The organism is Streptomyces sp. NPDC002867 (assembly GCF_053591895.1).
Genome location: NZ_JBSFUR010000001.1, coordinates 282659 through 295145 on the forward strand (window position 1 = coordinate 282659; position 12487 = coordinate 295145).

Genomic DNA, 12487 nt, shown 5'->3' on the forward strand with positions numbered 1-12487 from the left:
CGACGACGTCGATTAGTTAGGTAAGCCTACTCTAATCAGGTGGACTGCCAAGGCTGCCGGCGGCGTCGCACCCGGCCGGCTCCGTGACCGCCGGCCTCGTCGGCGGGACCGACGCGTTGACCCCGCCGAACGGTTCGGTTAGCCTCACCTAAGTCGCTGTCTGTTGCCACGTCACATGTGTTGTCTCGCGCGAGAGTCGCCGCCAGGGGGAGTTGTCGTTGTCGGTCGGAACCCAAGCGGCACCCAGGAGCGGAGCAGGCGGTCCGGCCGCGCCGGGAGTCCGTCGGTCCGTGGCCGCCCTGCGCGGCCTTGGCCTGCTCGCGACCCTGGCGGCCCTGGTCCTCGTCGGACTGCTCAGCGTGTGGCTGGGCACCCGGGGTATCCCGTTCACCTCCACCTGGAACGCGCTGTGGCAGCCCGACGGGTCGGAGACCTCGGTCATCATTCATGAGTACCGGATCCCCAGGACCCTCCTCGGCCTGCTCGTCGGTGTGGCCCTCGGACTCTCCGGCGCGCTCATGCAGTCGCTGACCCGCAACCCGCTCGCCGACCCGGGGCTGCTCGGCGTGAGTCTCGGAGCGTCCACCGGAGTCGTCGTGGCCATCGCCTTCTTCGGTGTGGGTACGGCCCTGGGCTATGTGTGGTTCGCGTTCCTCGGCGCGGCGGCGGCATCGGTGCTCGTCTACGTCCTGGGCTCCTCGGGGCGGACGCTGGCGACGCCCGACCGGCTCGTCGTCGCCGGAGCCGCGGTCACGGCGGTGCTCTTCGCCTTCAGCTCCGCGGTACTGCTGCTCAACCCGCGCGCCTTCGACCAGTTCCGGTTCTGGACGGTCGGGTCCCTGGCGGGCCGGAACACGGACATCGTCCTCGTCACCCTGCCCTTCGTCGCCGGTGGCCTGCTCCTCGCGCTCGGCCTGGCCCCCTCCCTGAACGCCCTGGCCATGGGCGACCAGGTGGGACGAGCCCTGGGCGTGAACATCGGCCGGACCCGGGTGCTGGGTGCCGTCGCCGTGATGCTCCTGTGCGGCGCGGCGACCGCCGCGGCCGGCCCGATCGGCTTCGTGGGCCTGGTCGTCCCGCACGTCGCCCGGTTCGTCGTGGGTCCCGACCAGCGCTGGGTGCTGGCCTACTCGATGCTGTTCGCACCTGTTCTGCTGATCGGTGCCGACGTCCTCGGCCGGGTCCTGGGATCCCCGGGCGAGGTCCAGGTCGGCATCGTCACCGCGTTCCTCGGAGCCCCGCTGTTCATCGCGCTGTGCCGTCGTCGAAAGCTGGTGATGCTGTGAGCGACGCACACGAGGCAGCCGGGCCGCGGACAGGCCCCGGAGCCGCACCTCCGCGTCTTGCGGGCGGAGACGGGGGTACGTCCCAGGCGTCAGCCCTGGGGGAGAACGAGGAGACCCTGTGAGTGCCGTACGGGAGTCAGAGGCATCCGCCCCCGATCCACGTCCCGTCAAGAACCGTGCGACCGCAGCGACGCCGCGCGTCGTCACCGGGATGGTCGTCCGCACCCGAAAGGGCGGCCTCTCCCTGCGGGTCCAGGGCCGCGCCCTGGCCGTCACGGCCGTCCTGGGCACCGCGCTCGTCCTGCTCATGGGCATCGCCCTCACCACCGGCGACTTCGAACTCTCCGTCGGTGAGGTCCTCCAGGCGCTCTTCGGCAACGGCTCCGGAGCCGCGGACTTCATCGTCAACACCCTGCGCATGCCCCGGCTGCTGACCGCCCTGTGCGTCGGCGCCGCCCTGGCCGTCAGCGGCGCCATCCTGCAGAGCCTGACCGGCAACGCGCTGGGCAGCCCCGACATCATCGGCTTCACCAACGGCTCGGCCACCGGGGCCCTGGTCGTCATCGTCGTTCTGAACGGCAGCATGACCCAGATCGCCCTCGGCGCGCTCGTGGGTGGACTCGCCACCGCCGCGGCCGTCTCCCTTCTCATGCTGGGCCGGGGCCTGCAGGGCTTCCGGCTGGTCGTGGTCGGCATCGGCGTCAGCGCCCTGCTCCTCGCCCTCAACTCGTACCTGATCACCCGGGCGAGCTGGCAGGAGGCGCTGGAGGCCCAGGCGTGGCTGATCGGCAGTCTCGGGAACCGCCTGTGGATCCACGCGAACACCATCGGCCTCGCCGTCGTCGTCCTGCTCCCGCTCGCCTTCTTCCTCGCCCGCCGCCTGTCCATGGTGGAGATGGGCGACGGTATCGCCACCGCCCTCGGTGTCGACGTGACCCGGACACGGGCGGCCCTGCTCGTCATCAGCGTCGCCCTGGCCGCCTTCGCCACCGCGGTGACCGGCCCGATCGTGTTCATCGCCCTGGCCGCTCCCCAACTGGCCCGCAGACTGACCCGGTCGTCCGGCCCCGCTGTCCTGCCGTCCGCCCTCATGGGCGCCCTCCTGCTCGCCCTGAGCGACCTCGTCGTGCAGCGCGTCTTCGCACCCGCGCTCCTCCCCGTGGGCACGGCGACCGGGACCATCGGCGGGCTCTATCTCATCTGGCTGCTGATCACCGAGTCGCGAAAGAGCCGCGCATGACACAAGTGAACGCCCCGACGCCCCGGCTGCGCGCCGAGGGCCTCACGCTCTCCTACGACCAGCGGACGGTGGCCACCTCCCTCGGCGTGGACATTCCCGACCAGTCCTTCACCGTGATCCTCGGGCCGAACGCCTGCGGCAAGTCCACGCTGCTCAAGGCGCTGTCACGGATGCTGACGCCGAAGGCGGGACAGGTCTGCCTCGACGGGAAGGCCATCTCCTCGTACCGCTCCCGCGAGGTCGCCCGCCGGCTCGGGCTGCTCCCTCAGTCGTCCAACGCGCCCGGCGGCATCACGGTCGGCGACCTCGTGGCGCGCGGCCGCTACCCGCACCAGCGGATGCTGAAGCAGTGGTCCACCGAGGACGAGGCTGCCGTGACCGAGGCGATGCGGCAGACCGGCGTACTCGAACTCGCCGACCGGCCCGTGGACGACCTCTCCGGCGGCCAGCGCCAGCGCGTCTGGCTTTCCATGGTCCTGGCCCAGCAGACCTCTCTCCTGCTGCTCGACGAGCCCACCACGTTCCTGGACATCGCCCACCAGGTCGAGGTGCTCGACCTGTGCGCCGAACTGCACGCACGCAAGGGCCACACGGTCGTCGCGGTCCTGCACGACCTCAACCAGGCGTGCCGCTACGCCACCCACCTCATCGTGATGCGGGCCGGCGGCACGGTCGCGGCCGAGGGCGACCCGGCGACCGTCATGACCGCCGAGCTCGTCGAGGACGTGTTCGGACTGCCCTGCCGGATCATCGACGACCCCGAGACCGGCACCCCGCTGATGGTGCCCGCCGCGCCCAGGCGGTACGAGGCGAAGGCCGGCGCGCGCGACACGCAGGGCACCGAAGCCGCCGACCCCGTACTCGCCGAAACCTCCTAGGGACGGACGGAGCGCCCATGATGCTGTGCACGAGACTCACGAACGCGCGCATCCTCACCATGGATCCGGGCCACCCGGTCGCTCACGACCTGGGCATCTGGCACGGCCGGATCGTGGGCGTGGACGAGGCCGTGACCTCCTTGCCCGCACGCGAGGTCGTCGACCTCCAGGGCGCCACCGTGCTCCCCGGGTTCATCGACAGCCACGTCCACCTGGCGTGGACGGGACTGAAAGCGAGCACGCCGAGCATCGCCGGCTGCGAGAGGATCGAGGACGCCCTCGCCGTCGTGGAGGAGGCGGTCTCCCGCACGAGCGCGCCCGACGCGTGGGTGCACATCGGCGGCTACGACCAGCGTGCCCTCGGCCGGCATCTGACGGCGGCCGAACTGGACCGGGTCAGCCCCGGCCGCCGGGTGTTCGTGATGCACGACTCCGGCCACGCCTGCGTGGTCAACAGCGCCGTCCTCGACCTGCTCCCGGCCGACGTCCCCCACGAGGACGGCGTCCTCGTGGAGAGCGCGATGGGCGCCGTACGGCGGCTGCGCCTTCCGTACGCGCAGGAGGAGCTCGCCGACGCGATCGAGTACGCCGGCCGTGTCTGCCTCGCCGAGGGGGTCACGGCCTGCGCCGAGGCCGGCATCGGCGGTGGCCTGCTCGGCCACAGCCCCGTCGAGCTCGGCGCCTACCAACTCCTCCGGGACCAGGGCCGACTGCCCCTGCGGGTCCAGCTCATGCCGGGGGCCGACACCCTGCGGCCGCTCGGCGCGCACGAGCGGGACGGCATTCCCCGTGGGCTGGACCTCGGTCTGCGCACCGGGTTCGGCGACGACTGGCTGTCCGTCGGCGCGCTCAAGATCTACACCGACGGCGGCATGATGGCGCGTACGGCCGCCCTCACGGCCCCGTACGAAGGCACGAGCCGAACCGGCCAGCTCCAGGACGACCCGGAGCGCCTCGCCTCCCTCATCGTCGACGGGCACCTCGCCGGATGGCAGCTCGCCGTCCACGCCATCGGCGACCGGGCCGCGGACCTCGCCCTGGACGCCCTGGAGCAGGCGCAGGCGCTGCGGCCCCGGCCCGACGCGCGCCACCGTATCGAGCACGCCGGGCTCATCCGGCCCGACCAGCTCCCGCGCTTCGCCCGGCTCGGCCTCAGCGCCGTGATCCAGCCCAACTTCCTGCGTTACTTCGGCGACGACTACGCGACGATCATGGGCCCGCAGCGAGCTCCGTGGATGTACCGGGGCCGAGGCTTCCTCGACCACGGCGTCACTCTCGTCGGCAGCTCGGACCGGCCCGTCACCGACGGATCGCCGCTGCGGGCCGTCCAGTTCATGGTCGAACGTGCCTCCACCTCGGGCCGGTCGATCGGCCCGGACGAGGGCATCACCGTCGACGAGGCCCTGCGCGCCTACACGGTCGCCGGCGCGTACGCCTGCCGCTGGGACGACAGCGCGGGCAGCCTCAGCCCGGGCAAGCGCGCCGACTTCATCGTGCTGGGCGACGATCCGCGGAGCGTCGATCCCTCCGGGATCGGTGACATCGAGGTCGTGGCGACCTTCGTGGACGGACGCGAGGCGACGGAGGGCCACAAGCTGTGAGCGAGCCGGCGGACACGACGCGACTTGGCCATTCGCTTAGGTAAGGCTAGCCTTAGTTCGAGCGTTTCACCGGGGTCACGCGGCGATCCAACCTCCTTTCGCGCACGGTGGAACCGAGGAAGGAAAGCCTTGATCACGGCCATGCCGCGCCCCGCCACGCTGTTGCCCCGCGCGCTCCATTCGCCCGGCCTCCCCACGTTCTCCGTTCGGCCGGCGCGGCCCGACGACGCCGCCGGGCTCGCCGCCCTCTCACGGCCCTTCGTATGCTCCGGAGCGCTGCGCGAGCGTACGCAGGCTCAGTACGCCTCCCAGGCACGGGACTTCCTCGTCGCCGAGGCCGCCGACGGAACCCTCGAAGGATGCCTCGGGCTGAGTGTCCACCACGCCGGCACGCCGTCCGGCCGACCCGCCGCCGGAGTCCTCTACAGCTTCTGCGTCGCCGGGCACCGGCAGGGATGCGGGGTGGGAGCCCGGCTCCTGCACGCCGCTCTGGCGAGGGCTCGGAGCCAGTCCCTGCGGGCCCTGTTCACGGCGACGACGGGCAGTGGCCGCCTCTTCCTCCGGCACGGCTTCGCACCGGCCTGCCCGAGCACGGCGCCGGCAGCCTGGGCCCAGTCCCTGGACCCCCGCCGCAACGCACGCGTTCTGGCCTGCGCCCTGTGAGGTGAGGAATGCGCAGGACGGGCCCGGGAGCCGTATCGGCTCCCGGGCCCGTCCTGGCCGGATGGCCACGTCCCGAGCCTCAGGCGTCGAGGATCCTTGACAGTGGCCGCACCAGTGCGTCGACCTGATGGTCCGTCACCGTGAGCGCCGGAGCCGGCCGAAGCGTGCTGCCCTGGCGCCGGACGAGTGCTGCGGGGGAGTGCCGTACGTGTCCATCATGACCGCGCGCCGGCGGTCCGTGAGCGGTCTCGTGCTGTCGTCGGCGGTCACGCGCCGTCCTCCTCGGCCTCGCGCTCCGGGGCCGGGTCCGGAACCACGGTCGTGCCCGGTCCGTCCTCGGCGAAGACGCCGCGCAGCAGGGCGTGCGGCACCCGGCCGTCGATGACCTGGGCCTTGCGGACACCGGCTCGTACCGCCCGCAGACAGCCTTCCATCTTCGGGAGCATGCCGCTAGCGAGCTCCGGCAGCAGTGCGTCCAGTTCACCGGCCGTCAGGCGGTCGATCACCTCGGTGCTCCGCGGCCAGTCCGCGTACAGCCCCTCGACGTCGGTCAGCACCACCAGCCGTTCCGCGCCGAGGGCCACGGCCAGCGCGGACGCGGCGAGATCGGCGTTCACGTTGTAGACCTCGCCGTCCGCCCCCCGCGCGATGGGCGAGACCACGGGGATGCGGCCATCCTCGAGCAGCGTGTGTACGGTGCCGGGTTCCACGGCCACGACCTCGCCGACGAGACCGATGTCCACGTGCCGGCCGTCCACCCACGCGGGGCGCCGTACGGCGGTCATGGTGTGCGCGTCCTCGCCCGACATGCCCACGGCGAAGGGGCCATGGGCGTTGAGGGCGCCGACGAGTTCCCGCTGGACCTGGCCGGTCAGCACCATCCGGACCACGTCCATGGTCTCCGGCGTGGTCACCCGCAGGCCCGCTTCGAAGCGGACCTCCAGGTCGAGGCGGTCGAGCATGGCGCTGATCTGCGGTCCGCCGCCGTGTACGACGACGGGGCGCAGGCCCGCGTGCCACAGCTCCACGACGTCCTGGGCGAACGTCCGGTGGAGTGCGGGGTCCACCATGGCGTTGCCGCCGAACTTGACGACGACCGTCCGGCCCTGGAGTTCCTCCAGCCAGGGCAGCTCGGCGGTGGCGTCGGCGGTCTTGTGCACCGAGTCCGTCGTCTTGATCGCGACGGCCGCGTCCTCGCCGCCCTCGGGCGACAGCAGGTCTCCGGCGGTGGCGATACCCGCGGTGACGCGGTCCATCGGCAGCCGTACGCCGATGAGGCCGGTGGAGCACACCGCGACCTCGTGCGGGTCCACGTCCACCGCCCGTGCCGTGTGCTCGGCCATCAGCCGCGCGTCGACCGCGCCGGCCTCCCCCGTACAGGCGTTGGCCCCACCGGAGTTGAGGACGACGGCCGATATCCGGCCGTCGGCCAGAACGCGTCGTGACCAGCGTACGGGCGCGGCCTGCACGCGGTTGGAGGTGAAGACGCCGGCGGCGGCGCGCGACGGCCCCCGGTTCACCACCAGGGCCAGATCGCGGTCACCGGATTCCTTGATGCCGGCGGCCACGCCGCCGGCGAGGAATCCACGGGCAGCGGTCACGCTCACTGTGCTTCTCCGTTCTCCCCCAGAGCTGACGCCTGGGTGGTTCCCCCACCGCCCGCGCGGGGCAGAGGTGGGGGCATCGTCGTCGACTCCGGACCGGCGGCTGCGCGCACGTCGCTCATGGAGCCACTCCATTCGTGGGCAGGCCCAGCCGTTCCGGCAGGCCGAGGGCGACATTCATGCTCTGCACCGCGCCACCCGCGGTGCCCTTCGTCAGGTTGTCGATGGCGCTTACACAGATCAGCCGGCCGGCGTCCGGGTCCACGGCGATCTGCACCTGGGCGGTGTTGGAGCCGAGTACGGCGGCCGTCGAAGGCCACTGGCCGGGCGGCAGCATCCGGACGAACGGCTCGTCGGTGTACGCGGCTTCGTACGCCGCGCGTACCGACTGCTCCCCGCCCGCGGCCGTGTCCGGGCGCAGGCGGGCCGAGCAGGTGGCGAGGATGCCCCGGGGCATGGGAGCCAGGGTCGGCGTGAAGGAGACCGTGACCTGCTCGCCCGCCACCCGGGAGAGGTTCTGCGTCAGCTCGGGTGTGTGCCGGTGGCCGCCCCCGACTCCGTACGGGCTCATGGAGCCCATCACCTCGGCGCCGAGCAGGTGCGGCTTGAGTGCCCGTCCGGCGCCCGACGTCCCGCTGGCTGCGACGATCACGGCCTCCGGCTCCACCAGCCGGGCCGCGTAGGCGGGGAACAGCGCGAGCGTGACCGCCGTTGGGTAGCAGCCGGGTACCGCGATCCGCGGGGCGCCCTTCAACTCCTCGCGGGCGCCGGGGAGTTCCGGGAGACCATAGGGCCAGGTCCCGGCGTGGGCGGAGCCGTAGAAGCGTTCCCAGGCCGCCGGGTCACGCAGCCGGAAGTCCGCGCCGCAGTCCACGATCAGCGTGCCGGGGTCCAACTCCCGTGCGAGCGCGGCCGACTGCCCGTGCGGCAAGGCCAGGAAGACCACGTCGTGACCGCGCAGGGCAGCCGCCGAAGTCCCGTCGAGAACCCGGTCGGCGAGCCCAGCCAGCTGTGGCTGTACGGACCCGAGGGAACGGCCCGCGCTGCTGTGCGCGGTCACCGCGCCGATCTCCACGCCGGGATGCGACACCAGCAGGCGGAGGATCTCCCCGCCCGCGTAGCCGCTGGCACCGGCCACCGCGACCCTTACGGTCATGTTCTTCCGTCTCTCTCGGTACGTGTGAGGGCTGCCGACACAGGGTGGCGCCGCAGGGTTGCTGCCACGGGGACTCGGTCACGCGTCCCGGCGAACGTCTCGCGGCGCCCTGTTGAGCAGGAGGTCGCGCAACAGGGCCTCGGTCGTGCACACCACACCGCTCCGGGCGGCCCAGCGCAGGGCCATGGCGTGCTCCTCGGGGGAGAAGTCCGCCACGGCGTCGGCGACGACGAAGGGCTGGATGTCGTTCATGAAGGCGTCGGCGGCCGTCAGGAGAACGCCGAGATGGGCGTACACCCCGCAGACGATCAGCTGGTCGCGCCCCTCCGAACGCAGCAGCCTGCCGAGGTGGCTGCGGAGGAAGGCGTTCTGGCGCACGTTGGCGAGCAGGTGCTCGCCGGGGCGGGGCGTGAGCGGAGCGATGATCGCGGCCGCGTCGGGTTCGTCGCCGATGCCAGGGCCCCAGACGTCCGCGGCGAGGCCGCGCTGTCCGGGCCGCTGGGCGGCCGGCTCGGCGCTGAAGACCACCGGCATGCCGAGAGCCCCGGCGAGTTCGCGCAGAGCCGCGATGTTGTCGACGAGGTCCACGATCGGGGACTGGCCGGCCGGGAACGCCTCCACGAAGTGGTTTTGCATGTCATGGACCAGGAGCGCGGCGCGACCGGGTTCGACGGTCCAGGAGGCCCAGGAGCGGGGGAGGGCGCCGGGACCCGGCATGGGGTAGGAGCCGACGGCCGGCAGGCCCATGGTGATTCCTCCCCTGGTGACATGCGCGAAGGCGCGCCCGCCCTCGAATGTTTAGCTTAGCCTAACCTAAGTTGCACGCCTGTGGTGGCTCGGTCCATGCGGCTCGCCAGGACCCGAGCGCGTACAACTGCTCCTTGCGTACGCCGCGTTGCTTGCGCACGAAGGCGGCGAGCGTGCGGGTGGTCGCCACGTCGCAGGGTCAGAGCCGCGCGGAAGGGTGCCGGTGGTGCGCGCATCGGGGCGTCGTGAGGAGCCGGCGGACCTGCTCCCCGGCCTCGGCGGCGTCCCGGGCCGTGGCCGGGAACACGAGGCGCAGATCGCAGTGGCCCCCGCGGTACTCGCAGCGCAGCGTGATGCCGTGCCGGTCCACGGCAAGCGGCATGGCTCGCACCACGCCACGCGGCAGCCGGGCCCCGGCCAGCGCGATCAGGTCCGCCACCATGTCCTCGTGGGCGTCGGCGAGATGCGTCAGCATCGCCGCTTCCTCGACGGCGAGCGGGTCGGGTTCGGCGAGGGCGAACTCGTCAAGCCCGACGTCATGGGTTTCCGCCGCGGTCCGCAGCGTCACGCGTACCGGATCGAGACGCAGCGCGCCGCCGTCCTCCGGGTCTGCGGAAGTGAGCCAGCCGGAGATCGTCACCCTGGCGCGCACGCGGTCACGGAGCGCCGTCGGTGCGATGTCGGTGAACTCCAGCAGGGCGGCGAGGGTGCCACGCGGCGCGGCGGCGACCTGGGCGGCCAGCGGGCTGTCCGCCTGGGGGTGAAGAGTGATCAGCCCCTCGCTGCCCACGGAGTGCATGCCGATCAGATCGTAGTCCTGACCTTCCGTGGTGAGCGACAGGGAGACCGCCCGGGCCGGCACGGAGCGGACGCACTCCGCCGCGGTCTGCTCGGGCGGGGCGACGTCTGGGGCGGCGGTCAAGGCAACTCCTCGCGGGACGGGTCGGATCGGTGCGGCTCCGGTCGGGGCGGCATGGAACCAGATCCCTGACTGTTGAGGTAAGGCTAACCTAACTTGCCTCCTGTGTGTGCGTCCACACCGCCCTGCGGTCGGCGCCGACGGCTGTTGGCGGAGCGCAGCCGGGGAACGCCGCGGTGTCGATGTGGTTGACGCCGAGCTCTGGCCTTGAACGGGCCTACTCGGTGCTCATGGAACATGCCTGACCGCTGACGCTCGCCCACAAGTGACGGCTCGGCCTGGGGAGATGCTCGCCGTCGGGGAGCCCGGCGCGGTAGCGTGGCGATCGTGGTGGACTGGGGCTTTCGGCCGGCGTCGGTGTCGGACGTCGCGGCGGTGGCAGAGTTGCGTGCCGTGGTGCTGCGGGCGGATCTGGAGCGGCTCGGGCGGTACGACGAGGAGCACGTGCGTCAGCGGCTGCGGGACGGGTTCGAACCGGCGCACACCTGGGTCATCGAGGTGGACGGCGCGTTCGCCGGTTGCGTGGCGCTGCGCCGGGCGAAGGACGCTCACTGGCTCGAGCACTTCTACCTGGCCCCGCATCTTCAGGGCAGCGGTATCGGTTCGGGCGTGCTGCGCGAGCTGCTGGAGCGGTGTGACCGCAACGGCGTCCCGGTCCGGTTGAACGTGCTGCTGGGCAGTCCGGCCCGGCGGCTGTACGAGCGGCACGGGTTCATCCTCGAGACCGAGGATCCGGTGGACGTGTTCATGGTGCGCAAGCCGGAGCGGCCGTGCAGCCGGCCGGTCCGGAACCGATGACGATGACGTTCCGGACCTCGTCCACGGTCTCGCTCAGGCCGTCTTCTGCGGGGCGATCTGATCGGCGTCGGCCGCCCCGCCCGTGAAGCGGCGCGCGAGATGGCGGCGCTCCTCAACTCGGGGACGTGCCCCGCAGCCTGGCAGGCATGCTCGGATGGCCGCGCTCAGCCCGCGAGGTCCCGCATCCACGCCTCCAGGTCGTCGGCCCTGCGGGGCAGGCCTGCCGACAGGTTCTCGTTGCCGTCCGCCGTGACGAGGATGTCGTCCTCGATACGCACGCCGATGCCCCGGAACTCCTCGGGCACCGTGAGGTCGTCCGCCTGGAAGTACAGGCCCGGCTCGACGGTGAGGACCATGCCCGGCTCGAGCGGCGCGTCCACGTAAGTGTCGTTGCGCGCCTGGGCGCAGTCGTGCACGTCCAGACCGAGCATGTGGCCGGTTCCGGCGATGGAGAAGCGCCGCTGCAGCCCGAGCTCGTACGCCTTCCCGGCCGGCCCCTCGACGAAGCCCCACTCGACGAGCCGCTCCGCAAGGTGGCGCTGGGCGGCCTCGTGGAAGTCCCGGTAGTGCGCGCCCGGCTTCACGGCGGCGATCCCGGCCTCCTGCGCCTCGTACACCGCGTCGTAGACCTTCCGCTGGACAGGAGTGAAGGTGCCGCTGATCGGAAGGGTGCGGGTGACGTCGGCGGTGTAGAGGGTGTGCGTCTCCACACCGGCGTCGAGCAGCAGGAGTTCGCCGGGCCGCACGGGCCCGTCGTTGCGGGTCCAGTGCATGATCGTGGCGTGCTCGCCCGCCGCGCAGATGGAGCCGTAGCCGACGTCGTTCCCCTCCAGCCGGGCGCGGCGGAAGAACGTGGTCTCCACCCAGCGCTCGGAGGTGGCGACGGCCCGCGACAGCTCGCGCACGCAGTCCGTGAAGCCCCGCACCGTGGAGTCCACGGCCGCCCGCAGCTGGCGGATCTCCCACTCGTCCTTGACCAGCCGCAGCTCGCTCAGCGTCTCCTCGAGCTCGGCGTCCCGCTCCTCGTCGGTGTCGACGGCGGCTTCGAGCACGGGGTCGTGGCCTCGCAGGATGCGCGTGGGAACGGCGGCGGCAGCGGCCAGTTCCGTGGCCGCGGCGCGCACGTCGCGGCAGCGAAGACCCAGCAGCCGCTCCGCCTCGGCGAGGCTGTGACGGCGACCCATCCAGAGCTCCGCGGTGTCTCCCGTCCAGAACTCGTCGCTGTCGCGGGCATCGCGCGGGAGCTGGTAGCAGTACGCGTCGTGCCCGCCGCCGGGGCGCGGCTCCAGCACGAGCGCGCCGTCCCTGGACTGGTCGCCGGTTAGATGGACGTAGCCGGTGCAGGGGCGGAACGGGTAGTGCGCGTCGTTCGAGCGGATCTTGAGGTTGCCCGACGGGATGACGAGCCGCTCCCCGGGGAAGCGGGCCGAGAGGGCGGCGCGGCGCCGTGCGGCGTAGGGCGCCTGCTCCAGGGGTTTCAGATCGCGCTGTTCGGTGTCCGCCCAGCCCGACCTCATCAGGGCGGACAGTTCGGGCGAGGGTTCACCGTAGAGGCCGTTCTTTCGGCGCTTGCTCATGTCACACACCTTCTCTTG

11 protein-coding genes are annotated in these 12487 nt (G+C 72.1%); 6 read left to right on the top strand and 5 right to left on the bottom strand.

Annotation, left to right across the window (positions count from 1 at the left end; all coding sequences use genetic code 11):
* The first annotated feature begins 290 nt into the window (after positions 1-290).
* From ACWD0A_RS01290 to ACWD0A_RS01310, 5 genes are all read left to right on the top strand, one after another.
* Positions 291-1286, top strand: coding sequence for a FecCD family ABC transporter permease (locus ACWD0A_RS01290; RefSeq protein ID WP_451293439.1), 996 nt, complete (start codon positions 291-293; stop codon positions 1284-1286).
* 118 nt (positions 1287-1404) lie between these two features.
* On the top strand, positions 1405-2526 hold the full coding sequence (locus ACWD0A_RS01295; RefSeq protein ID WP_451293441.1) for a FecCD family ABC transporter permease: 1122 nt from the start codon (positions 1405-1407) through the stop codon (positions 2524-2526).
* Positions 2523-3404, top strand: a complete 882-nt coding sequence (locus tag ACWD0A_RS01300; protein ID WP_451293443.1) for an ABC transporter ATP-binding protein — start codon at positions 2523-2525, stop codon at positions 3402-3404. Before ACWD0A_RS01295 ends, ACWD0A_RS01300 begins: the two co-directional genes overlap by 4 nt.
* A 20-nt stretch (positions 3405-3424) precedes the next feature.
* On the top strand, positions 3425-5005 hold the full coding sequence (locus ACWD0A_RS01305) for an amidohydrolase (RefSeq protein ID WP_451293545.1): 1581 nt from the start codon (positions 3425-3427) through the stop codon (positions 5003-5005).
* Positions 5006-5146: 141 nt separating this feature from the next.
* On the top strand, positions 5147-5668 hold the full coding sequence (locus ACWD0A_RS01310) for a GNAT family N-acetyltransferase (RefSeq protein ID WP_451293547.1): 522 nt from the start codon (positions 5147-5149) through the stop codon (positions 5666-5668).
* A gap of 266 nt (positions 5669-5934) precedes the next feature.
* Here ACWD0A_RS01310 and argB read toward each other — a convergent pair whose 3' ends face one another.
* The 4 genes from argB to ACWD0A_RS01330 form a co-directional block, all read right to left on the bottom strand.
* Positions 5935-7449 carry an acetylglutamate kinase gene (gene argB / locus ACWD0A_RS01315; RefSeq protein WP_451293445.1) on the bottom strand — a complete coding sequence of 505 codons (1515 nt, stop codon included), beginning with the start codon at positions 7447-7449 and terminating at the stop codon, positions 5935-5937.
* Entirely contained in the window at positions 7391-8428 is a 1038-nt protein-coding gene (gene argC / locus ACWD0A_RS01320; RefSeq protein WP_451293447.1) for an N-acetyl-gamma-glutamyl-phosphate reductase, read from the bottom strand. Before argC ends, argB begins: the two co-directional genes overlap by 59 nt.
* Before the next feature lie 78 nt (positions 8429-8506).
* Entirely contained in the window at positions 8507-9175 is a 669-nt protein-coding gene (locus ACWD0A_RS01325) for an isochorismatase family protein (protein ID WP_451293448.1), read from the bottom strand.
* Positions 9176-9374: 199 nt separating this feature from the next.
* Entirely contained in the window at positions 9375-10097 is a 723-nt protein-coding gene (locus ACWD0A_RS01330) for a DUF2470 domain-containing protein (protein WP_451293450.1), read from the bottom strand.
* Between the two features lie 324 nt (positions 10098-10421).
* Here ACWD0A_RS01330 and ACWD0A_RS01335 point away from each other — a divergent pair, with 324 nt between their 5' ends.
* On the top strand, positions 10422-10892 hold the full coding sequence (locus ACWD0A_RS01335) for an N-acetyltransferase family protein (protein ID WP_451293549.1): 471 nt from the start codon (positions 10422-10424) through the stop codon (positions 10890-10892).
* Between the two features lie 164 nt (positions 10893-11056).
* On the opposite strand, the gene ACWD0A_RS01340 is transcribed toward ACWD0A_RS01335, so the two are convergent.
* Complete coding sequence (locus ACWD0A_RS01340; RefSeq protein WP_451293452.1) at positions 11057-12469, bottom strand: aminopeptidase P family protein; 1413 nt, start codon at positions 12467-12469, stop codon at positions 11057-11059.
* Between the last annotated feature and the right edge of the window lie 18 nt (positions 12470-12487).